The organism is Staphylococcus equorum, assembly GCF_029024965.1.
Lineage (GTDB): Bacteria > Bacillota > Bacilli > Staphylococcales > Staphylococcaceae > Staphylococcus > Staphylococcus equorum.
This window is the reverse complement of the sequence record NZ_CP118982.1, coordinates 2,471,843-2,496,809: the sequence shown is the minus strand read 5'-3', so window position 1 is coordinate 2,496,809 and position 24,967 is coordinate 2,471,843. Positions and strand designations below refer to the sequence as shown.

The 24,967-nt window shown below is 35.5% G+C and carries 18 protein-coding genes, 1 tRNA gene and 1 other RNA gene; 15 read left to right on the top strand and 5 right to left on the bottom strand.

What is annotated here, in order from left to right; all coding sequences use genetic code 11:
- Positions 1 to 581 precede the first annotated feature (581 nt).
- Positions 582 to 2,282, bottom strand: coding sequence for a dihydroxy-acid dehydratase (gene ilvD / locus PYW44_RS12160; RefSeq protein WP_002512036.1), 1,701 nt, complete (start codon positions 2,280 to 2,282; stop codon positions 582 to 584).
- Between the two features lie 480 nt (positions 2,283 to 2,762).
- Between ilvD and PYW44_RS12155 the strand changes: the two genes are divergently transcribed.
- A complete protein-coding gene (locus tag PYW44_RS12155) occupies positions 2,763 to 3,548 on the top strand; it encodes an arylamine N-acetyltransferase family protein (RefSeq protein WP_115075877.1) in 786 nt (261 codons plus the stop codon).
- A 160-nt stretch (positions 3,549 to 3,708) separates the two neighbouring features.
- Positions 3,709 to 4,680 (top strand): LysM peptidoglycan-binding domain-containing protein, encoded by a 972-nt coding sequence (locus PYW44_RS12150; protein ID WP_002512038.1) that lies wholly within the window; start codon positions 3,709 to 3,711, stop codon positions 4,678 to 4,680.
- 141 nt (positions 4,681 to 4,821) lie between these two features.
- Here PYW44_RS12150 and PYW44_RS12145 read toward each other — a convergent pair whose 3' ends face one another.
- Entirely contained in the window at positions 4,822 to 5,091 is a 270-nt protein-coding gene (locus PYW44_RS12145) for a hypothetical protein (RefSeq protein WP_002505998.1), read from the bottom strand.
- Between the two features lie 206 nt (positions 5,092 to 5,297).
- Between PYW44_RS12145 and PYW44_RS12140 the strand changes: the two genes are divergently transcribed.
- Together PYW44_RS12140 and PYW44_RS12135 are read left to right on the top strand one after the other, a co-directional pair.
- Positions 5,298 to 6,149: a GNAT family N-acetyltransferase gene (locus tag PYW44_RS12140; protein ID WP_002512040.1), complete on the top strand. Its 852-nt coding sequence runs from the start codon at positions 5,298 to 5,300 to the stop codon at positions 6,147 to 6,149.
- A gap of 109 nt (positions 6,150 to 6,258) precedes the next feature.
- Positions 6,259 to 7,503, top strand: coding sequence for an ammonium transporter (locus tag PYW44_RS12135; protein ID WP_002512041.1), 1,245 nt, complete (start codon positions 6,259 to 6,261; stop codon positions 7,501 to 7,503).
- Between the two features lie 71 nt (positions 7,504 to 7,574).
- Here the strand turns inward: PYW44_RS12135 and PYW44_RS12130 are convergent, their stop codons facing one another.
- From PYW44_RS12130 to gltC, 3 genes are all read right to left on the bottom strand, one after another.
- A complete protein-coding gene (locus PYW44_RS12130; RefSeq protein ID WP_002512042.1) occupies positions 7,575 to 8,360 on the bottom strand; it encodes a YibE/F family protein in 786 nt (261 codons plus the stop codon).
- Entirely contained in the window at positions 8,357 to 9,469 is a 1,113-nt protein-coding gene (locus PYW44_RS12125; protein ID WP_002505994.1) for a YibE/F family protein, read from the bottom strand. Before PYW44_RS12125 ends, PYW44_RS12130 begins: the two co-directional genes overlap by 4 nt.
- 94 nt (positions 9,470 to 9,563) lie before the next feature.
- On the bottom strand, positions 9,564 to 10,451 hold the full coding sequence (gene gltC, locus PYW44_RS12120; protein WP_002505993.1) for a glutamate biosynthesis transcriptional regulator GltC: 888 nt from the start codon (positions 10,449 to 10,451) through the stop codon (positions 9,564 to 9,566).
- A 137-nt stretch (positions 10,452 to 10,588) separates the two neighbouring features.
- Between gltC and gltB the strand changes: the two genes are divergently transcribed.
- The 11 genes from gltB (at position 10,589) to recR (ending at position 24,757) form a co-directional block, all read left to right on the top strand.
- A complete protein-coding gene (gltB, locus tag PYW44_RS12115; RefSeq protein ID WP_046465648.1) occupies positions 10,589 to 15,088 on the top strand; it encodes a glutamate synthase large subunit in 4,500 nt (1,499 codons plus the stop codon).
- 19 nt (positions 15,089 to 15,107) lie between these two features.
- The gene (locus PYW44_RS12110; protein WP_002505991.1) at positions 15,108 to 16,571 is read left to right on the top strand and encodes a glutamate synthase subunit beta; all 1,464 of its coding nucleotides are present in this window, start codon (positions 15,108 to 15,110) and stop codon (positions 16,569 to 16,571) included.
- A gap of 60 nt (positions 16,572 to 16,631) precedes the next feature.
- Positions 16,632 to 16,724: transfer RNA gene (locus tag PYW44_RS12105), tRNA-Ser, on the top strand.
- 241 nt (positions 16,725 to 16,965) lie between these two features.
- A complete protein-coding gene (treP, locus tag PYW44_RS12100) occupies positions 16,966 to 18,393 on the top strand; it encodes a PTS system trehalose-specific EIIBC component (RefSeq protein WP_002505990.1) in 1,428 nt (475 codons plus the stop codon).
- 91 nt (positions 18,394 to 18,484) lie between these two features.
- Positions 18,485 to 20,119 carry an alpha,alpha-phosphotrehalase gene (gene treC, locus PYW44_RS12095; protein ID WP_002512045.1) on the top strand — a complete coding sequence of 545 codons (1,635 nt, stop codon included), beginning with the start codon at positions 18,485 to 18,487 and terminating at the stop codon, positions 20,117 to 20,119.
- A 28-nt stretch (positions 20,120 to 20,147) separates the two neighbouring features.
- A complete protein-coding gene (treR, locus tag PYW44_RS12090; protein ID WP_002505988.1) occupies positions 20,148 to 20,873 on the top strand; it encodes a trehalose operon repressor in 726 nt (241 codons plus the stop codon).
- Positions 20,874 to 20,982: 109 nt separating this feature from the next.
- Positions 20,983 to 21,252: signal recognition particle sRNA large type (gene ffs, locus PYW44_RS12085), an RNA gene on the top strand.
- A gap of 191 nt (positions 21,253 to 21,443) precedes the next feature.
- On the top strand, positions 21,444 to 21,974 hold the full coding sequence (locus PYW44_RS12080; protein ID WP_002512047.1) for a GNAT family N-acetyltransferase: 531 nt from the start codon (positions 21,444 to 21,446) through the stop codon (positions 21,972 to 21,974).
- A 59-nt stretch (positions 21,975 to 22,033) separates the two neighbouring features.
- Positions 22,034 to 23,752, top strand: coding sequence for a DNA polymerase III subunit gamma/tau (gene dnaX, locus PYW44_RS12075; RefSeq protein ID WP_002512048.1), 1,719 nt, complete (start codon positions 22,034 to 22,036; stop codon positions 23,750 to 23,752).
- An 86-nt stretch (positions 23,753 to 23,838) separates the two neighbouring features.
- Positions 23,839 to 24,156, top strand: coding sequence for a YbaB/EbfC family nucleoid-associated protein (locus tag PYW44_RS12070; RefSeq protein ID WP_002484224.1), 318 nt, complete (start codon positions 23,839 to 23,841; stop codon positions 24,154 to 24,156).
- A gap of 4 nt (positions 24,157 to 24,160) precedes the next feature.
- Entirely contained in the window at positions 24,161 to 24,757 is a 597-nt protein-coding gene (gene recR / locus PYW44_RS12065; RefSeq protein WP_002505985.1) for a recombination mediator RecR, read from the top strand.
- The last annotated feature ends 210 nt before the right edge of the window (positions 24,758 to 24,967 follow it).

Below are 24,967 nucleotides of genomic sequence, written 5' to 3'. Positions count from 1 at the left end.
TCTTTGACGGGCTACGTTCGTACGATGAAATCTTATTAGAATATTAGATTTCTCACCCGATTCCATACTATTCCGATAGACGTCAGCGCTTTACAAAAATGGACAATTATATAAATTCATACAAAAATAAGACACTTCGTTTTAAAGATGCACCAACATAACTTTAAAATGAGGTGTTTTATGTATAAAAATTTAATATGACTCAGTTAACACTACCAATAAGGGACTGATATTTAATTAAATATCAGTCCCTTAAAGCAATTTCAGAAATTATTTTCCAGTGAATAAACCGATGATTTCTTTGATGATATCAATGATAAAGCTCATATAATTCACCTCACTTCGTTTTATTATCTTCACTTTAATATAATTGTGCTTAATTTTGTTTAAAATTTCTTATATAGTAACAAATCATTCGTAAGTGCGAATAATTCGCAAAATAAAACGACAACGCATGCAAAAGTGTTTTTCACGATTCTTTTTTTAAAATATTCAAAAATAAAAAGCATTACCATAAAGAACGGAATAAATGTTCATTATGATAATACTTTAGTTAAAGTGGGTAGAAATGTTTTAATATATTAGTCTGTGATAGCACCTTTAGAAGCAGAAGACACGAGTTTAGCATATTTTGCGAGTGTACCTCGAGTAGCTTTTGATGGTGGCGCTTGCCATTGTTGACTACGACGTTCAAGTTCTTCATCTGATACATCAAAGCTTATTTCAAGATTTTCAGCATCGATTGTAACAGTGTCGTTTTCTTCTAGTAAGGCCATTGGTCCACCTACCATTGATTCGGGTGCAGCGTGTCCGATTACGAGACCATGTGAACCACCTGAGAAACGGCCATCTGTGACTAAAGCAACAGATTCGCCTAATCCTTTACCTACTAAAATAGATGATGCGGATAACATTTCAGGCATGCCAGGTGCGCCTTTAGGACCAGCATAACGGATAACTACGACGTCACCAGGTTTAATATCGTCATTAAGAATCGCTTTTGTTGCTTTAGATTCAGAATCGAATACACGTGCTGGTCCTTTAATATAAGTTACACTTAATCCTGAAATTTTAGCAACTGCGCCTTCTGGTGCAAGGTTACCTTTTAAGATAACAAGTGGACCAGTCGCATGTTTAGGTTTATCAAAATTAATAATTTCTTTATTATCAGTTAAGCCAGATTCATTTTCTAAGTTTTCAGCAACAGTTTTACCAGTTACTGTTAGGCAATCGCCATGGATTAAGCCGTTGTCATAAAGTAATTTCATTACTCCAGGAATACCACCTGCTTCATCAAGATGTGCCATAACGTATTTACCACTTGGTCTTAAGTCAGCAATGTGTGGCACACGTTTACGAATTTTTTCAAAATCATCAAGTGTCAGATCTACTTCAATCGTATGTGCAATAGCTAATAGATGTAAAATAGCATTTGTAGAACCACCTAATGCCATAACGACTGTGATTGCATTTTCAAAGGCTTCTTTCGTCATGATGTCTTTAGGATAAATATCTTGTTCTAATAAGTTATAAACTGCTTTTCCGGCAGCTCTACTATCTTTCATTTTGTTTGTCGATACAGCTGGATGAGAGGCACTTCCAGGTAAACTCATGCCCATTGCTTCTATAGCTGAAGACATAGTGTTTGCAGTAAACATACCACCACAAGCGCCTGCGCCAGGACATGCTGCACATTCTACTTTATGTAATGCTTCTTTTTCGATTTCTCCGTTATTGTATTGACCTACGCCTTCAAATGCTGAAACGGCATCTAAATCTTTGCCGTCTAATTTACCAGGCATAATCGTGCCACCAAATACGAAAACAGCAGGCAAGTTAAGACGTGCAATACCAATCATACAACCAGGCATATTCTTATCACAGCCGCCAATTGCCACAACGCCATCTAAATTCTCTGCACTTACTACAGTTTCGATTGAATCAGCAATAACTTCACGACTCGGTAGTGAGAAACGCATGCCATCTGTACCCATGGAAATACCGTCAGAGACAGTAATGGTGTTGAAAATAAGAGGTGAGGCCCCAGCTTCACTAATACCTTGTTTAGATGCACGCGCTAAACCATCAATGTGCATGTTACATGGTGTTACTTCACTCCATGTACTTGCTACACCAATCATCGGTTTTTTGAAATCTTCATCTTCAAAGCCAAGTGCACGTAGATAGGAACGGTTAGGTGTACGACTTACACCTTCACTAATGACTTTGCTGCGTATACGCAAATCTTTTTTATCTTCTGTATGTTCTGTTTCTTTAGTCAAAAAATTACCCCCATTAATAAGTCTATATTGTATGAATACTCTGAAAATTTAAAATAATCAAATGTTTTGTTCGCTAAAAAATATTTAATACATTTTCTAATGTAACCTGCATAGGAATATAAAACGGTTATAAATTTAAAATAAAAGTGCGAGATAGGGCTGTTGAGCCATTCGTAAAGCACATTTTTTGAAAATTACACCATATATGCTAAGTAAATTAAAAAATGATATTGAATATACACAGTATCGGTATATTTCCTTCGTGTCAATATTAAAATGATTTATACAAATCATCATAACATCTATTATATGAAAGCAGAATATGAATGTTAGGTATTTATGAGACAACAATATTTTAAGGACTGGACATAAATAACATGCCATGCTCGTCAAAACAGTCTGTTTGTCTGATGCGGATTAAATCAGCTAAAATAGTATGGTACAAGTAATAGAATATCGTGTTAAAAGGAGTATCAGTAAATGACAAACTTTAAACGATTGGAAGCGTACTTAAATATTAATTCTGATTATTACAATAAAGTAGATTTAGAAACGTTGAACCATTATATTCACAAATATGTACTACATGTGCCGTTTGAAAATATTAATGTTCTAAATAAGCAACTCATCGCACTAGATGATGAAACTATGCTTCATAAAATCATTCAAGAGCATAGAGGTGGTTTTTGTTATGAACAAAATAGATTGTTTCACAGCTTTTTAAAGGAAAAAGGTTTTGACGTTTATATGGTTTCTGCAACAATTAATACAGGTAAAGAGTGGGCAATGGAAGGCTCTCATATGGCTTTGATTGTAAGTTTGAATCATCATAAATATCTTGTCGATGTTGGTTATGCGGATGTTCCTAAGAAAGCGATGCCACTTATTACAAATCAAAATGAAGTAATAGATGTAAATGGTAAGTTTCGAGTTAAACATATTGATACATATACAATTGAAATGCAAAAGTATAAAAAAGATGATTGGGAAACACAATATAGAGCAATTGATATCTCTAAAACACTTAAGGATTTTGCAGCGGGAATTGAATTTAATCAACATCATTCAGACTCTATTTTTGTTCAAAAATTATTGGTTAGTAAAGCGAAAACATACGGAAGAGTTACATTATCTAATGCACATTTAACGATAGCAAAGAATGGGGAAGTTCAAAAAATTCCAGTAACACAAAACAATTATCAAACATTACTAAGTGATTACTTTGGCATAGATGATATTCGGATTCAAACATTTGAACAGTATTAAATGAATGGGGAATCATGAAGGCGTTTATATTACGAGTAGTGCTTGTTTGTAATATGAATGTCATACAAATAATATACTCACGCGCAATTTTAAGTTGTATAATAATATAGTGAGCAATGAATGATAAAATGTAAAAAGAAATATTGGGAGGTTTACATAATTGCGTAAAAAAATAATTGCAACTGTAATAGGGACAAGCGCGATAGCGGCTGTAACTTCAGCAAATGCTGATGCTGCAACAACTTATAAAGTTAAGAGTGGGGATTCCCTGTGGTCAATAGCGAATAAATACGATATTTCAATTTCAAAGTTGAAATCGTTGAATAATTTGACGTCTAACGTTATTTTTCCTAATCAAACATTGAAAGTTTCTGGTTCAACAAGTACATCAACGAATACATCATCAGGGTCAACATATACTGTGAAATCAGGAGATACGTTATCAGGTATAGCTGCTAAACACGGTACGACTTACCAAAAAATCATGAGTTTAAATAACCTATCAAACACTAATATTTACCCGGGGCAGAAGTTGAAAGTATCGGGAACAGCTTCAACTGGTGGTTCAAGTTCATCAGGTGGGACGAGCAGCGGTAGTACAACGACATATACAGTAAAATCAGGCGATTCTTTATCAGCAATCGCTGCAAGATATGGCACGACTTATCAAAAAATCATGAGTTTAAATGGTTTATCAAATACTAATATTTATCCGGGACAGAAGTTGAAAGTATCGGGAACAGCTTCAACTGGTGGATCAGGCTCATCAGGTTCTACTGGCTATAACACGCCGATATTCAATCATTCTAATTTATATGACTGGGGCCAATGTACATATCATGTATTTAACAAACGTGCACAAATTGGTAAAGGTATTAGTACATATTGGTGGAATGCTAATAGTTGGGATACTGGTGCTGCAGCTGATGGTTACACAGTTGACCATAAGGCAACAGTAGGATCTATTTTACAATCTGATCAAGGTTATTATGGTCATGTTGCATTTGTAGAATCTGTTAATTCTAACGGTAGTATTACTATTTCAGAAATGAATTACGGTGCGTCACCAGGAATTGTAACTTATAGAACGATTCCTGCATCACAAGTAAGTTCATATAAATATATTCACTAATTTAAAAAGTGCCTCTAACGTATTCAGTATATAATACATTAGAGGCACTTTTATGTTGTTATGAATAGAAAAATACCCACAGAGTATGTTTTACTGTGGGCAGTTGAATTGTGTTACTATTTTAATACAGAAAATGACAAATTATGCTTCTTTACGTATAGATTGTACACGTTTAACAGTCGTGAATAATGTACTAGCTGCTGTAAAAGTTGAAAAAACTTTAACGAATTTACGCGGTGATTTTAATGCTGTATATAAATCGAGTATGGCGCCTGTGCCTGTAATTGCCATGCTAGCGTAAAGTAACTTTTTGTTTTTTGATTGATAGGCATACCAGTTGAAACCTTCAACTGCAATGCCTACAAAATTGATTGTGTTAGAAATACGATTAATTCTTGGTTTTTTAGCCATTCTTATTGGATCCTCCATTTTGAAAACTCATATATTGTTTAATATTATAACATTTTATAAGTTGATTATTATGTTCAATACTATGATGTAGCTCTAAATGAGATGTTCTTGAATAATAAAATATGATAACATAAGCGCAGTTAGTATGAAAATGGTACGATTATTTCCGTATAAAAATAAAAGAAGTACGTTTGGAGTGCGTAGTTATGATTAAATGTGTTTGCTTAGTTGTTGAAGAAGATGACGAACTGCTACTAGTACAAGCTAGAAATAGAGAGAAATATTATTTTCCAGGCGGCAAGATAGATGATGGGGAAACTTATAAACAAGCATTACAGAGGGAGTTGAAAGAGGAACTTCAAGTTGATGTACCGGAAATTTCGCTTGTTTATATGGATACGGTAATTGGAGATGCTTATCCACAAAAAAATGAGCAGACTGAACTGAATTGCTTTTACACAACAGCGCAGATAGATTGGTCCAAAGTTGAAACTGACCAAGAAATTACGGATATAAGATGGATACATAAGTTAGAGTATAATAAAATTGCACCTGCTGTCGTGACTTGGATCAATGAACAATTAACAGGTATAAGTATGATTCCATATAGTGCAGAACTAATTTCAGATATTGAACAAATTACTATTACGCCAGAAGACCGTCAATTTACTAAAACGCCGAAAGTGAACATTGAACTTGCACAATATGATTCGGAGCGACATCCTGTACTCGTATATAATGATGAGCAACAATGTATAGGTTTTTTTACACTGCATGAAGGTGCTGGTGTAGCGCCTTATTCGTTAAATGAAAATGCGGTGTTTTTTAGGTCGTTTAGTGTAGATGTTCACTATAGAGGGCACGGATATGGAAAACAAATTATTCAATCCTTGCCAGAATATATACACCATCACTTTCCAGATATCGACGAAATTTGTCTAGCGGTCAATGATAATAATGAAGTGGCTCAAAACTTATATCAACAGTGTCATTATAATATGGTAGGTGAAACCTTATTAGAAGGTAGACCTGTCTATATATTACAACAACAAATATAATAAATTTAAAAATGCGTCATGTAACTTAACATATAGTGTTAATTTACACGACGCATTTTTGCTATTCATTTTGGCCTGGGGTATGATTTTGACCAAAGGAGTGATTTGGATGAATATGAATGATGTTTTGTTTTTATTTTTGTGTACCTTATTAGTTTGGTTAATGACACCGGGGTTGAGTTTATTTTATGGTGGGCTTGTACAATCTAAAAATGTGTTGAATACAATTATGCAAAGTATGTCTGCAATTGTTGTTGTGACATTTGCATGGGTTATTTTAGGTTTTAGCCTGAGTTTTGGTTCTGGAGAGATATTTTTAGGCGGCTTTACGTATTTTGGTTTAAAGGAAGTTGGATTCAATACACAAGCGGATATCGCTACACATATCCCTCTAGCACTTTTCATGTTATTCCAATTAATGTTTTGTACAATTGCTGTATCGATTTTGTCAGGATCAATTGCAGAAAAAATGAAGTTTATACCTTATTTAATTTTTGTGTTTTTATGGGTCATTATAGTCTATAGTCCAGTTGCACATTGGGTGTGGGGTGGTGGTTGGATAGATCAATTAGGTGCAATAGATTATGCAGGTGGTACAGTAGTTCACATTACATCAGGTATATCAGGACTTGTACTAGCGGTTATGATAGGAGCAGGAAAAAACTTTGAAAAACGACCACCACATAATCTTATAATTACACTAATAGGTGGCATATTGGTATGGGTTGGTTGGTATGGTTTTAACGTAGGCAGTGCCTTAACTTTTAATGATATTGCGATGACCTCCTTCGTGAATACTGTGCTCGCAGCAAGTGCAGGTTCACTTGGTTGGTCTGTTATGGAATATTTTATGAAAAAAACAACAAGTTTGATAGGAATGTTATCGGGAATGTTAGCTGGTTTAGTAGCCATTACGCCGTCTGCTGGTTTTGTAAACTATATGAGTGCAATAGTAATTGCATTTATTGGCGGTGTTAGTTGCTATTTTGCAATTAATTATATCAAAGTAAAATTACAATATAATGATGCTTTAGATGCATTTGGTATACATGGTATTGGTGGCATTGTCGGTGCAATTTTAACTGGTGTATTTCAATCTCATAAAGTGAATAACGAGATTGTTGATGGAATGCTATATAGTGGGACGCTTCAAACAGTTTGGGTACAATTTGTCGCGGTATTCGTAACAGTTATTTTTAGTGGTGCAATGACATTTTTAATTGCAAAAACAATAAAATTGTTTAGTGCTTTAGGTACGGATAAAGTTGAAGATGAAAAAGGCTTAGATTATGTTGTTCATGGAGAAAGTGCTTATTTTAGTGGAGAGATAAACAAATTTAATAAGCGTTTATAATGAATTAAGAATATAAAAAGTAAAATAAAAATCACTCACCTTTTGATAAGTGCAGGTGAGTGATTTTTATTTTAATCAACTGTTTTTGTTGTAGGTGGATTTGTTTTGTGTTCCTTTTTAATTAATATTGAGGATAGCCAAGCCGTAATAGGGATACTTATAGCAATTGCAATACCTCCTAATAAAATAGAGATGAATTCTTGCGCAAATATTTTGGAGTTGATAATGTGACCAAACGAATAATTTAATTTGAAAAACCAGAAAAATAATGTGAGTTGGCCTCCAAAATAAGCAAGATAAATTGTATTAGCTGATGTGGCTAAGATTTCTCTTCCTACACGCATCCCTGAATGAAATAGTTCTTTTTGAGTTAAATCAGGGTTGGTCTCACTTAATTCGTACATGGGGGAACTAATTGTAATAGCTAAATCAATAACTGCAGCAATGACAGCAAGTACTATGGTGAAGACCATGAATTTAACCATGTCTATACCGATATTCATAGAGAAAATGTACGTTTCATCTTGTTGCTCAGTTGTGAATCCTTGTAGGTTACCAATAGATACAGACAAGTAGATGGCAGCAATCAAGATTACCGTTGTTAGAATTGTTGCGTAAAAAGCTGCTTGTGTCTTGGTATTATAACTATTAAGTACAAATAGATTACACGCTGCGATAACGATACAAAATACTAAGGTTACAAGGTAAATTGGCGCACCAAACATAATGATAACCAAGCTTATTAATAGAATGACAAAGTTTAAGAATAATGTCAGATAAGAGATGAGTCCTTTTTTACCACCAAAAATAAGCATAAGTATGAACAGTATGATACCTAAAATTGTTATTGCACTCATTGTTTAGCACCTCGCATTTTGAACCATACTTGCATCATTAATATTGTAATAGGAATTGTTAAGACAATACCAATACCACCTGTAATTGCCCGGGAAATTTCTAATGACCAATTCATAGAAATTGTGTAGGTAATGGTATTTGCATTTTTTAAATAAATAAGTAACATCGGTAAGCTTCCAGATAAATAAGAGAAAAGTAAAATGTTGGTCATCGTTCCCATAATATCTTGGCCGATATTGCGTCCGGCAAGTGCCCAACGCGTCATACTAATATTGGGTGTGCGACGTAGGATTTCAGTCATCCCACTTGCAATTGTAATGGCGACATCCATCACTGCACCGAGTGATCCAATCATTACCGATGCGAGAAAGACTTCTTTAGGTGGTAATGTTAAGAAACTCATCGTTTCAAATTTTAAGCCTTCGCCACCAGTTATTTGAATTACTAATTGTGTTAACCCAACGCATATAAATGTACCAAGCAAGGTACTGACAATAGTAATGAGTGTCCGCCATTGCCAACCAGTAACTAGCAGTAAGGTTAATATAGTAGATATGATAACTCCAATACTCATTAGACTGAATAAAGTCATAATATGAAATTGGTTATAAATATAAATCGCTAGAATGACGACGGCTGTGTTAATTGCCAAAGATAAAATGGATTGAAGTCCGATTTTCCTACCTACAAGTAGTACAGTTAATAAAAATAAACCTGTCATGGCTACTACGAGGCTATCACGCTTTTTCTCTAATATATATGCATCATTTGGATATTTATCGATATGTAGCAAAACTTTATTGTTTTCAGAAAATTTTTCACTATCTGCTTGAGATTCATAATATTCGTGTGGAATCGCTGCAGTTTGACCTTCGAATTTTCCATTTAAAATTGTAAGTTTCAATGTTTCTGTATGTTTTATATCTTTATTATGATGGTCATCCATGGTTTTAGATGTAGATTTATTTTCAATATTTGTAATTTGACCAATAGGTGTATCGTAAAACTTAGCATTTACAAATGTGAAAATAAACAACCCAATAAATATGATGCAAAACAACAATAATACCCAATTGAAAGGGCGTTTAAGTAGTGTTTTGATTGGCATCGCTCTATTTCAATCCTCTCTTTATAGACAATGCGATTATACGCGTCTCATATGTTGAATTCAACGATTTATAGGTTTGCGGATAAATTTTGGATTAGTGATATGTTGTACTGCGACTCAACAATTGATCGATCATTGAAAGCATTAAGCGAATGTCATTTTTACGATTATCTTGGCGCATCACACTACAAATTGTGCGTTTTAGCTCTGTGTGCCCAAGGGAGATGTCCACCCATTTATCAGGATTCTTATCTAGTAGGTGATAGGAAGCTGCAATAATATATCCGCGCTCTTTATTTAAAATGTATTGTGCGAGTTGTGGATGGGTGATGGTACGTATAGGTTTTATTACAATATTGGCTAGTGTTTGCTTGATATGCGAGGGTAATGGATAAAGCTCATAAATTGTTTTGTTCGAAAACTGGACTAGAGGCGGATGGGTTGCCATAGTAATTGGTGCATCTTTAGGGGCATAGATGTGGTAGTTTTCCTCGAACAAAGCATTTACTTTTAGTTCGCGATTTTGTTTGATGTCATTTGATAGATCGGTAAATGCAATATCGATTTGATCAGTAGTTAAAGCATTTAAAATTTCACTCTCTTCCATTAGAATAGGTTCGACAATTGAATCGCTTTGGTTTTCGAAAGATTGTATTAATAGCGTGAGTACTTGTGAGATATAACTTTCAACATAACCAATACGAATTATAAAATGATTAGACTCTGATTGTTTGTGAAATAAACGGACAGTTTCGTCGAATTGATCTATAATTTTAGTTGCTTCTGAAAATAATTGCTTTCCTTCATCAGTTAGATAAATATTACGTCCTTCTCTATTAAATAATTTAACTTGTAATTCTTTTTCGAGTTGCGTTATTTGACGACTTATTGCAGATTGTGCAATTTCCAATTCAAGTGCAGCTTCTGATAAATGCTCTCTTTTTGCGACTTCTATAAAGTATTTTAGTTGTTTGATTTCCATTGTATCCCCCCAAATTCAAAAATGTTCTAATAAATAGAATAATATCATCTATTTTATATATTGAACAGATTGATCAACTACTATATAGTTTACTTACTAATTTAATATTCAGAATTTTTGAAAAAGAGGTGAAGATCATGCTCGAATACAATCAGAAAATTGGCTTATATGATAGTCGCGAGGAACATGATGCATGTGGTATTGGCTTTTATGCCAATATGGATAATAAAAGGAACCATGCTATAGTCGAAAAATCATTGGAGATGCTACGTAGGTTAGATCACCGTGGCGGTCTTGGTGCGGACAGTGTGACAGGTGATGGTGCAGGGATTATGACCGAAGTGCCATACGATTATTTTTCAAAACAAACTGACTTTGATTTGCCTGGAGAAGGTCAATATGCCGTTGGAATGTTTTTTACAAATGAACAAATTGCAGGTTCTCAGCACGAGGCGCAGTTTAATGCACACTTTGAAGCGGAAGGTTTAAGTGTAATTGGTTATAGAGATGTACCTGTAGACATCAATGCAATTGCTTCACATGTTGCCGATACAATGCCTTTTATTCAACAAGTATTCGTGTCATTAAATGATGTTTCACATGTAGAACGTAAATTGTTTTTAGCTCGAAAACAAATTGAAAATTATGCGAATCAGCAACAGCTAGATTTATATTTTACAAGTCTGTCAAACAGAACAATCGTATATAAAGGATGGTTGCGGTCAGATCAAATCAAGGCTTTATATCAAGATTTGAACCATGAATCTTATGTTTCGAAATTAGGACTTGTTCATTCGCGTTTCAGTACAAATACTTTTCCGAGTTGGAAACGTGCACATCCTAATAGATTACTCATGCATAACGGTGAGATTAATACAATTAAAGGTAATGTAAACTGGATGCGCGCTAGACAAGATGAGCTGATCACGACTATTTTTGGTGACGAAAAGGACAAGGTGAAAGAAATTATTGATGAAGATGGCAGTGACTCGGCTATAGTCGATAACGCTTTAGAATTTTTATCGTTAGCTATGGAGCCTGAAAGAGCAGCGATGCTCATGATTCCAGAGCCTTGGTTATATAACAAAGCCAATGATGCGAATGTACGTGCTTTCTATGAGTTTTATAGTTATTTAATGGAACCATGGGATGGACCGACGATGATTTCATTTTGTAATGGAGACAAGATTGGTGCTTTAACTGATAGAAATGGCTTAAGACCAGGACGTTACACAATAACAAAAGATAATTACATTGTTTTTTCATCTGAAGTTGGTGTAGTTGATGTACCCGAAAAGAATGTTGCTTTTAAAGGTCAGTTGAATCCTGGAAAGCTATTACTTGTTGATTTTAACCAACATAAAGTGATTGAAAATAATGAGTTAAAAGCAAACATCGCAGACGAACTACCTTATGAAAGTTGGTTAAATGATTTTAAAGTAGATTTGGATTTAGAAAATGTGACGTATAAATCATCCGAGTGGGATAGTGCAACATTGAATCGATTGCAAAAACAATTTGTCTATACAAAGGAAGAAATGGATAAATACATGACAGAACTGGTTGAAAATAAAAAAGATCCAATCGGAGCAATGGGTTATGATGTACCTATCGCGGTATTAAATGAAAAAAATGAAACACTTTTTAATTATTTCAAGCAATTATTTGCTCAAGTAACGAATCCACCTATTGACGCTTATCGGGAAAAAATTGTCACAAGTGAGTTAGCTTATTTAGGCAGTGAAGGGAATTTGTTAAACCCTGATGCGGACGTATTGAATAGAATTCAATTGAAACGTCCTGTGATGACAGAAGCGCAACTTGAGGAAATTGAGCAGAGTAGATTTAATGTAAGACATCTATCAACTGTTTATAAAGATGATTTAGAAGCAGCATTAGACGCTTTAGGGGGTAAAGCAATACTTGCTGTTAAAGAAGGTAGTGAAATTTTAGTATTAGATGATCGTACACTTGTAACGGAAAATGGTTATGCCATGCCGATATTGCTTGCGGTGAGTCATATTCATCAATTGCTTATCCGAGAAGGTCTACGCATGCGTACGAGTATTGTTGCTTTGTCGGGCGAAACGAGAGAGGTACATCACGTTGCATGCTTATTAGGTTATGGTGCGAATGCGGTAGTACCCTATTTAGCACAACGTACGATTGAACAATTGGTCTTGAGCCAACGTTTAGAAGGGGATATTTATGAAAATGTTCAAACCTACACACATACCTTGTCTGAAGGTGTCATCAAAGTAATGGCTAAGATGGGTATTTCTACAGTTCAAAGTTATCAAGGGGCACAGATATTTGAAGCTGTAGGACTTTCAAATGAAATTGTAGACAAATATTTTACTGGCACCCAGTCGAAATTATCTGGGATAACGATGGAGTTAATTGATAAAGAAAATAAAGCGAGACAAACACCTGAGAGTGAGTACATTGAATCAGGTAGTACGTTCCAATGGCGCAAACAAGGGCAACATCACGCGTTTAATCCAACTTCGATACACTTATTACAACATGCATGTCGCTTAAATGATTATGAAAAATTCAAAGCATTTTCAAATGAAGTTAATCACAAGCGCACAGATCATATTCGCCATTTGATGGAATTTAAAAAGCAGAAATCCATAGATATCGATAAAGTTGAACCTGCGAGTAATATTGTGCAACGTTTCAATACTGGAGCGATGAGTTATGGTTCGATTTCAGAAGAGGCACATCAAACGCTTGCAGAAGCAATGAATCAAATGGGCGGTAAAAGTAATAGTGGTGAAGGCGGCGAAAATCCTGAACGTTTTGTGATAGATGAAGCAGGTAGAAATCGTTCAAGTGCTATTAAACAAGTTGCTTCAGGTCGCTTTGGAGTAACGAGTGATTACTTACAACATGCAAAAGAAATACAAATTAAAGTTGCGCAAGGCGCTAAACCAGGGGAAGGCGGACAATTACCAGGTACGAAAGTATATCCGTGGATTGCGGAAGTAAGGGGTTCTACACCAGGTATTGGCTTAATATCACCACCGCCACATCACGATATTTATTCAATAGAAGATTTAGCACAATTAATCCACGATTTAAAAAATGCCAATAAAGATGCAAATATTACAGTGAAACTTGTCTCTAAAACAGGTGTCGGTACGATTGCGGCAGGTGTCGCGAAAGCATACGCTGATAAAATCGTAATCAGTGGCTACGATGGTGGTACAGGTGCATCACCTAAAACAAGCATTCAACATGCAGGCGTGCCATGGGAAATTGGACTATCAGAGACGCATCAAACTTTAATGATGAACGGCTTAAGATCAAGAGTGAAAGTGGAAACAGATGGCAAACTACTTACAGGTAAAGATGTCGCTTACGCATGTGCGTTAGGTGCTGAAGAATTTGGTTTTGCCACTGCACCATTAGTAGTTATGGGATGTATTATGATGCGTGTATGTCATAAAGACACATGTCCAGTAGGTATCGCTACACAGAACCAAGATCTACGCGCGTTATTCAATGGCAGAGCAGACCATGTAGTTAACTTCATGCATTTTGTAGCGGAAGAAGTAAGAGAAATATTAGCTGAACTCGGTTTGAAATCAGTCGATGAATTAGTAGGGAGAACGGATTTATTACAACGAAGTAGCCAGTTATCAACACGTCGCTCTAAAGCAGCTACTATGAATGTTGAAGCGTTGTTGTATCAACATGAAGGTGACAGATTTAATAAAATAAAACAAAATCATCATCTTGATGAAGGATTTGATTTAACAAGATTGTATCCTGACGCACGAACGGCTATTGAAAAAGGTGAAGCATTTACAAGTAAATATAAATTGAAAAATGAACAAAGAGATGTAGGTGTGATCACTGGTAGTGCAATTACTAAGATTCATGGACCTGAAGGTTTACCTGAAGATACGATTTATGCACAAACACAGGGTCATGGTGGACAAAGCTTAGCGGCATATACGCCTAGTGGATTAACGATACATCATACAGGTGATTCAAATGATTACGTTGGTAAAGGGTTATCTGGCGGTAAGATTATTGTGAAAGCGCCGAATAAACACCGTGAGAATGAAATTATTATTGGTAATGTTTGTTTTTACGGTGCATCACATGGTAAAGCGTACATTAATGGTAAGGCAGGAGAACGTTTCTGTATCCGTAATAGTGGTGTGCAAGCAGTTGTCGAAGGTATTGGCGACCACGGGCTTGAATATATGACTGGCGGACGTGTCGTTATACTTGGAGATGTAGGTAAAAACTTTGGCCAAGGTATGAGTGGTGGTGTGAGTTACATTTTCCCATCAGACGTTGAAGCTTTTAAAAAAGAACATAAATTAGATAGTCTGGATTTCGATACGATTAGTGTAAAAGCAGAGCGTGAAATTTTGAACGATATGCTACAAGCTCATGTTAAATATACACAGAGCACAAAAGCACAAGCTATTTTAAATGATTTTGAAAATGTGGCACACAAAGTAGTCAAAGTAGTTCCGAAAGATTATAAATTGATGATGCAAAAAATAGAATTACAAAAACGTGATTCGAGTGAGTTAGATGAAGCTTTGTTGAATGCATTTAATGATAAACGTACAAGCTTAGCATCAGAACAACAGCAGACTGCGGTATATTAACCATAAAGGGGGATTTGTCATGGGCGAATTCAAAGGATTTATGAATTATGACAAACAGCAATTAGATGAATTGTCATTGGTTGAACGTATAAGTAATCACGATGCCTTTCAACAGAGGTTTACGAAAGATGAAGCAGCAGAACAAGGTGCACGTTGTATGGATTGTGGGACCCCGTTTTGCCAAACGGGAGAACCTCATGGAAAAGAAACAATTGGTTGCCCCATTGGGAATTATATTCCGGAATGGAATGATCTCGTTTATAGAAAAGATTTTAAAACAGCATATGAACGCTTGAGCGAGACAAATAACTTTCCAGAATTTACGGGGCGCGTTTGTCCTGCGCCTTGCGAACATTCATGTGTGATGAAAATTAATCGTGAATCTGTGGCTATCAAAGGTATTGAGCGCACTATTATTGATGAAGCTTATGAAAATGGCTGGGTTAAACCAACAAAGCCTAAGCAACGTCAATCTGAAACAGTAGCAATCGTCGGCAGTGGTCCAGCTGGGTTGACAGCGGCAGATGAATTAAATAAACTAGGATACAAAGTAACAGTATATGAACGTGCACATGAAGCGGGTGGGCTTCTAATGTATGGTATTCCTAATATGAAATTAGATAAAGATGTCGTACGTCGTAGAATTGAAGTGATGAAACAATCAGGTATTGAGTTTATGACAGATACAGAAATTGGTGTAGACGTGAGTCGTGATGAATTAAATGAACGACACGATGCAATTATACTTTGTACAGGTTCACAAAATGCGAGAGATTTACCATTGGAAGGGCGCATGGGATTTGGAATTCACTTTGCAATGGATTATTTAACTGAACAAGGGCAATTTTTAAATGGAGAAATTAACGAACCTGAAATTTCGGCTAAAGGGAAAAATGTTATTGTGATTGGTGCTGGTGATACAGGTGCTGACTGTGTAGCGACAGCACTGCGTGAAAATTGTAAGTCTATCGTTCAATTTAATAAATACACAAAGCAGCCAGAAGAGATTACATTTGATGAGAACACATACTGGCCATTAGCAATGCCTGTATTCAAGATGGACTACGCGCATAAAGAATATGAGTCGCGTTTTGGTTTTGAACCACGTGCATATGGCGTACAGACGATGCGTTACGATGTTGATCGTATCGGCAATGTAAAAGGTGTTTATACTCAAATACTTGAAGAAACAGAAGATGGCATGGTCGTGGTGGATGGTACAGAACGTCACTGGCCAGCAGACCTAGTCTTATTGTCTATCGGTTTTGTCGGTACAGAAACGACCGTGCCTCATGCTTTCGATATTCAAACCAAACGTAATAAAATTGTGGCTGATAATAAAGATTTCAGAACGAATCAACCACATATATTTGCAGCGGGCGATGCGAGAAGGGGGCAGAGCCTTGTGGTTTGGGCTATTCAAGAAGGAAGAGCTGTAGCAGATTCAGTAGATGCTTACTTAAAAGAAAAAGCGTTGGTATAGTGCTGAAATTTTAATTGACTTTTGAAACGGGCTATAATATTATAAATAATGTATTTATTTGGAGGAATACCCAAGCCCGGCTGAAGGGATCGGTCTTGAAAACCGACAGGGGCTTAACGGCCCGCGGGGGTTCGAATCCCTCTTCCTCCGCCATAATATTATAAAACTAAGACTAATAAATAGAGTAGACAAGTAATCAATCGTGTATTGAGTACTTGTCTTTTTTATTTGTCGTTTTAGGGTATTGTATAATAATTAAATGGATTTATTGAAATTATTATACAAAAACATGAAAATAACATTATTTTTTCAAATTAACATGAAAGCCTTTACAAAACTTGTCTATACAAGTTATACTTTCAGTGATGTTAAAAGAAAAAGGGAGTGAATCATCATGGCAGTTAAAAAGAAAGATGTGCAAGATATAGTCGAAGCTATTGGGGGCAAAGACAACTTGGACACAGCAACACACTGTGTAACGCGTTTGCGACTTGTCTTGAAAGATGATGATAAAGTAGATAAGGATCGATTGGGTGATAATGATTTAGTAAAAGGACAATTCAAAGCTGATAACCAGTATCAAATTGTCATTGGTCCAGGCACAGTCGATGAAGTTTACAAACAATTTATTGAAGAAACAGGTGTAGGTGAAGCGTCAAAAGATGACGCGAAAGCTGCAGCGGCTAAAAAGGGTAATCCGGTCCAAAGATTGATTAAATTGTTGGGGGACATATTTATTCCAATCTTACCGGCAATTGTTACTGCTGGTTTACTTATGGGGATTAATAATTTACTTACGATGGAAGGGCTATTTGGTCCTAAACCGTTAGTAGAACAATTTCCTCAACTTGGAGATATCTCTAATATTATCAATGTAATTGCAAGTACAGCATTCATATTCTTACCAGCATTAATTGGTTGGAGTAGTATGCGCGTGTTTGGTGGGAGTCAAATACTTGGTCTAGTACTAGGCTTAATTTTAATGAATCCACAACTAGCTTCACAATATGATATTGCTAGTGGTAATATTCCTACTTGGGATATTTTCGGTTTAGAAATTAAGCAATTGAACTATGAAGGACAAGTGTTGCCGATTTTACTTGCAGCTTATGTATTAGCTCAAATTGAGAAGTTCTTAAATAAATATATTCATGATTCAATTAAAATGTTAGTTGTAGGTCCGGTAGCGCTACTGATTACAGGTTTCTTAGCATTTATAGTTATTGGGCCAGTTGCATTATGGCTTGGTACAGGAATTACAGAAGGCGTGACATTTGTCTTTGAACATGCTGGTTGGTTAGGTGGCGCACTTTATGGTCTGTTCTATGCACCACTCGTTATCACAGGTTTACATCATATGTTCTTAGCGGTAGATTTCCAATTAATGGGAAGTAGTCTTGGCGGCACATACCTATGGCCAATTCTTGCAATATCTAACATTTGCCAAGGGTCAGCAGCATTTGGCGCATGGTTTGTCTATAGAAGACGTAAAATGGGCAAAGAACAAGGTCTTGCTATGACTTCAGGTATTTCAGGTTTCTTAGGTGTAACAGAGCCAGCATTATTCGGGGTGAACTTACCACTAAAATATCCATTTCTAGCAGCGATTTCAACATCTTGTGTGATAGGTGGTATTATAGGTGCAAGTCGTGTGCTAGGTAGCGTAGGCGTAGGCGGCGTGCCAGCTATTATTTCTATCCAAAAGGATTTCTGGTTAATATATGCTATTTGTACTCTTTTAGCAATTGTCGTACCAGCAATTTTAACTGTTGTTCTATCAAGATTTAGTAAAGAAGAAACAAAAGAAATGGTTGAAAAATAATTTAAGTTATATAGATAAGTACAATTAAACTCGCTAAAATTCATTAGCGAGTTTCTTTTTGAAAACAGTAAAAGAAAAGGTGGTAATTGTTATGGCACATAATGATTGGAGAAAATCAGTTGTTTATCAAATTTATCCAAAATCATTTAATGATACAACAGGTAATGGAGAAGGTGATTTACAAGGTATTATTGAAAAACTAGATTATTTACAATATCTAGGTGTAGATTACATTTGGTTAACACCAGTATATGAATCGCCAATGAACGATAATGGTTATGATATTAGTAACTATTACAAAATTAATGAAAAATTTGGAACAATAGAAGATCTTGAAACATTAGTAAGTGAAGCGCATAAGCGTGATTTAAAAGTTATGATGGATATTGTAATTAATCATACCTCTACAAAACATGAATGGTTTAAACAAGCATATGCAGATAAAGAAAGTCCTTATAGAGATTATTACTTCTTTAGACGATCAGCAGATAATCAACCACCAACAAACTGGGAGTCAAAATTTGGTGGTAATGCATGGAAATATGATAAAAAAACAAATGAATATTATTTGCACCTATTCGACGTTACTCAAGCTGATTTAAATTGGGATAATCCTGAGGTGCGAGATGCTTTATATGACATTGTTAACCATTGGATTAGTTTTGGTGTAGATGGATTTAGATTTGATGTGCTTAATTTGATTTCTAAAGGTGAGTTTAAAGACTCTGAAAAAATCGGCAAAGAGTTTTATACAGATGGACCACGCGTACATGAATATGTACATGAGATGAATCGTCGTACGTTTGGAGACAAAGACATAATGACGGTTGGTGAAATGTCCTCAACTACAATAGATCACTGTATTAAATATACGAATACTAAGCGCCAAGAATTAAGTAGTGTCTTTAATTTCCATCATTTAAAAGTAGATTATGCCGATGGTGAAAAATGGACGAATGCTAAATTAGATTTCCATAAATTAAAAGATATACTTATGGAATGGCAACTTGGTATATATGAAGGGGGCGGTTGGAACGCAATATTCTGGTGTAACCATGACCAGCCTCGTGTTGTTTCTCGTTTTGGTGATGACTCGTCTGAACAAATGCGTAAACAAAGTGCTAAGATGTTAGCTACTGTACTGCATATGTTACAAGGCACGCCTTATATTTTCCAAGGTGAAGAAATCGGTATGACAAATCCAGATTTTGAAAACATTGACCAGTATCGTGATGTTGAATCTTTAAATGCTTATCAAAATATGAAAGATGCAGGTTATAAAGAAGAAGAAATTATTACTATATTAGGGCAAAAATCTCGCGATACTTCAAGAACACCAGTTCAATGGACTGATACAGAGAACGCGGGCTTTACTACTGGTACTCCATGGATTGATGTTCCAAATAATTTTGATAAAATCAATGTTGAAGCGGCTATTAAAGATGAATCATCTATATTGCACACTTATAGACATTTGATTCAATTACGTCATGAACACGATATTATTACGTATGGGAGTATAGTACCTTTATATATGGAGCATAATGAGTTGTTTGTTTATAAACGCCATTACAATGATGAAACGTGGCTTGTTATTGCAAACTTTTCAAATGAACAAGTAACGATTCCAGAAGATTTAGCTATTGAGGGAGAAATTATTATCCAACATGGTGAAGTAACAAATGAATTAATTGATGGATTTGGCGCAATTGTAATTGCACAATAATTTAGAAAAGGGCAGTGAGTGAGCGCGCATGACACAGAAAAAATTTATTACGATATATGAAACAATACGTACAGACATCATAGAGTCACGCATATCGTATGGCACTCAATTGCCATCTGAGCATGAGTTAGTAGAAACCTATAGTGCCTCTCGTGAAACAGTACGTAAAGCACTGAACTTATTAGTGAGAGACGGTATGATTCAGAAGATTCGCGGCAAAGGTTCGGTTGTTATCTATCAAGGCTTAACAGAATTTCCTTTTGCAGATTTAACCAGTTTTAGAGAAGTTCAACAAGGATTAGGCTTGCGACATGAAACTGACGTCAAGGTGTTTAAAAAGATAACTGCGGGTGAAGTTCCTAAAGTACAAAAGGCCTTGAATGTTCGACAAGGAACAGTATTGTGGCATATCGTTCGAATTAGAAAAATAGAAGACAGAGTAAAGATTATAGATGAAGATTACTTAATAGAAGCAATTGTCCCGAACCTTACTACGGAGATTGCTAAAGCATCACTATATGAGTATATAGAAGATATATTAGGTTTAGAAATTAGCTACTCTAATAAGTCGATTACGTTTGAGGGCTTCGGAGAAAGAGAACAAGAAATATTTGGCGATGTGGTACCACCATATACGGCAACAGTTCGAGGCATTGTACATTTGAAAGATACTACAATATTCCAATATAATGTTTCGAAACACTTAGCTACAGAGTTTAAATTCAATGATTTTTCTAGACGTCACAAAAGGTAATATATTTTATCGTAAAAATGACTAAAATGTGATTTATATAATGAAGATATAGTATCCAGGATAGGTTATACTTGCAATCAGTTGTTAAATTATAGTATGATATATTTTGCCGTGCTAAGTGGGGAGGTAGCGGTTCCCTGTACTCGAAATCCGCTTTACGCGAGACTGAATTCCTTTGCTAAGGGTGTGTTTTTGTGAAGTCTGCCCAAAGCACGTAGTGTTTGAAGATCTCGGTCCTATGCAATATGAACCCACGAACCATGTCAGGTCCTGACGGAAGCAGCATTAAGTGGATTATCGTATGTGCCGTAGGGTTGCCGAGATTTAGCTAACGACTTTGGTTACGTTTGTGATACACATTCGAAGTGAAGGTGCACGGTTTTAATTTTTTAAAGAATGAAATAAACTTATATAAATACTGAGCGACGTATCTTTTGATAGCAGTCGCTCTTTTTTTATATTAAAATATAAGGAATACTTTGATAGGATGTTGGTATCGTTTAAAACTTCTCACAAAGCCGATGTTGTTGAGTCAAAGTTTGGAAATTAAACGTTACAAGGGGGATGTCGATGCAAATATACTTAAGTACTTTAACTGAAAATGATTATGATACAAGTTTAGAAACAATAAAATCTGCGTTTGAAGATATCGCTGAGTCACAGCATGATGAGCAAGCGTTAGTTGTGAAATTGAGAAAAACTTTAGAATATAACTATGAATTAGAAGTTGTCGCGAAAAATGATGACGGCGAAGTAATCGGTCATATTTTGTTATCAGAAATCCAAATCGTTAATGAAGAAACAAGTTTTACTGCATTAGCATTAGCGCCACTATCTGTTTTACCAGCATATAGAAATATGGGGTTGGGAAAAGCACTCGTGCAAGCAGCAGAAGAGAGAGCAAAAGCGCAAGGTTATACAACGATTATTGTCTTAGGAGCTACGGAGTATTACAGCAAATTAGGTTATGAAGAAGCGGAACAATACCATATATACAGTCCGTTTGATTTACCTTCGAAAAATTTTATGGTCAAATTCCTTTGGGAACAACTAACGGAGCAACCTAATGGAAAAGTGGTTTATCCAGAATCTTTTAATTGATATTCAAAGTATAAAGTACAATGCTATAATAGTTGATGAATGCTATTGGAGGTGCGAAAGTGAATTATCAAGCTTTATATAGAATGTTCCGACCGCAAAGCTTTGAAGATGTTGTGGGTCAGGAGCATGTAACTAAGACACTACGTAATGCGATTGCTAAAAGTAAACAATCTCATGCTTATATATTTAGCGGGCCTAGAGGAACAGGTAAAACGAGTATTGCAAAAGTGTTCGCAAAAGCCATAAACTGTCTTGAACGTACCGATGGTGAACCTTGTAATGAATGTGCAATATGTAAGGGAATCACGCGTGGAACGAATTCAGATGTCATTGAAATTGATGCAGCAAGTAATAACGGTGTAGATGAAATAAGAAACATTAGAGATAAAGTTAAATATGCACCTAGTGAATCGAAATTCAAAGTATATATTATAGATGAGGTACACATGCTAACAACGGGTGCTTTTAACGCGTTGCTTAAAACGTTAGAAGAGCCACCAGCACATGCAATATTTATATTAGCGACGACAGAACCTCACAAAATACCCCCGACGATTATTTCAAGATCACAAAGGTTTGATTTTAAAGCAATTAGTGAAGATGAAATTGTTGAACGTTTAAAGTTTGTAGCAAATTCGCAAGAAATTGAATACGATACTGCTGCATTGGAATTTATTGCGAAAGCGTCAGAAGGCGGTATGCGTGATGCGTTAAGTATCATGGATCAAGCCATTGCTTTTGGAGATGAGCACCTCACGTTACAAGATGCACTGAACGTAACTGGTAGTGTAGATGCTAGTGCCTTAAATGAATTACTGAAAGAAGTAGTTCAAGGAGATGTGAAAAGTGCTTTTTCAACTTACCACCAATTCATATCACAAGGGAAAGAAGTCAATCGTTTGATTAACGATATGATTTATTTTGTGAGAGATACGATAATGAATAAGACTTCTAATGTAGAAACTGAATATGATGCATTAATGCATTTTGATTTAGATGTTCTTTATAAAATGATTGATATCATCAATGATACACTCGTTTCGATTCGATTCAGTGTAAATCAAAGTGTACATTTCGAAGTATTACTAGTTAAAATCGCTGAAATGATAAAAGAAAAACCCGAGAGCGTTCAAACAGTAGCGACTACAGGTATTGCAACAGAACCTAATAATGACGTTCTGTTGCAAAGAATGGAACAGTTAGAAAGTGAATTGAAGACTATAAAAGCGCAAGGTGTGACTACGAGCAACACGCCTCAACAAACTAAACGAACTACCAACAAAGGTGGGCAGTCTAAGAACACTTTTTCTATGCAACAAATTGCTAAAGTATTAGACAAAGCCAATAAAGATGATATTAAGCAATTGAAAGACCATTGGGAAGAGGTCATTAATCACGCGAAAAGCAATGATATGAAATCGTTAGTGAGCCTCTTGCAAAATTCAGAACCAGTTGCAGCAAGTGAAACGCACGTTCTGATTAAGTTTGAAGAAGAAATACACTGTGAAATTGTTAATAAAGATGATGAAAAACGAGAGAATATTGAGAATGTTGTTTGTAAAATCATCGATAAAACAGTCAAAGTTGTAGGTGTGCCTGCCGATCAATGGATGAAAGTTAGAACGGAATATCTACAAAATAGAAAGAGTAGCACAGCAACAGAAGGTGAAAGTAATAGCCAATCCTCTACTCCGGAAGTAACGGAAGAAGTTGACGTTGTTCAAAAAGCTAAAGATTTATTTGGTGAGAGTACTGTAAATGTAATAGATGAAGAGTGATACATGACAATGAATAAAAAGGCATGTATAATGAAACGAAAGAATAATCATAAAAATGATATAGAAGATTCAAGGAGGAAAAATTTATGCGCGGTGGCGGAAATATGCAACAAATGATGAAACAAATGCAAAAAATGCAAAAGAAAATGGGCGAAGAGCAAGAGAAATTAAAAGAAGAGAAAGTACAAGGTACAGCTGGTGGTGGCATGGTTACTGTAACGGTATCAGGTCATAAAGAAGTACTAGATGTAGAAATAAAAGAAGAAGCGGTAGATCCAGACGATATTGAAATGTTACAAGACTTAGTGATTGCTGCAACGAATGAAGCAATGAATAAAGCTGATGAACTTACACAAGAACGCTTAGGCAAGCACACTCAAGGCTTAAACATTCCTGGAATGTGATCATATGCACTATCCTGAACCGATTTCAAAACTTATTGACAGTTTCATGAAACTGCCAGGCATTGGGCCGAAGACCGCTCAACGTCTGGCGTTTCATGTATTAGATATGAAAGAAGACGATGTTGTCCAATTTGCTAAATCTTTAGTGGATGTTAAACGAGAACTTACCTATTGTAGTGAATGTGGACATATAACTGAACAAGATCCATGTTACATTTGCCAAGATAAACAGAGAGATCGCACAATTATTTGTGTAGTTGAAGATGATAAAGATGTCATTGCTATGGAGAAGATGCGTGAATATAAAGGTTTATATCACGTGTTACATGGCTCTATTTCTCCAATGGATGGTATTGGACCAGAGGATATTAATATACCGAGTTTAATTAATCGTTTGAAAGATGAAGAAGTTAAAGAGCTTATCTTAGCGATGAACCCAAACCTAGAAGGTGAATCTACAGCGATGTATATCTCGAGGTTAGTAAAACCGATTGGTGTTACTGTAACGAGATTAGCTCAAGGTCTTTCTGTAGGTGGCGATTTAGAATACGCTGATGAAGTTACATTGTCGAAAGCGATTATGGGCCGAACAGAGATGTAGTATATTATTAAACATATATATGAATGATTAAAGCTACCTATATAGGTAGCTTTAATCATTTGTAAATAAAATTAAAAATATGTAAAAGAATTTAAAGTACGCGTAACAAGTGTGTTCCAATGGTTTGAAGATAGATTTCAGATGTTTACTGGTTATAAAACGAACTTTAATATGAATTATTATAATAAAGTATGCTTATTAGTGTTCAGA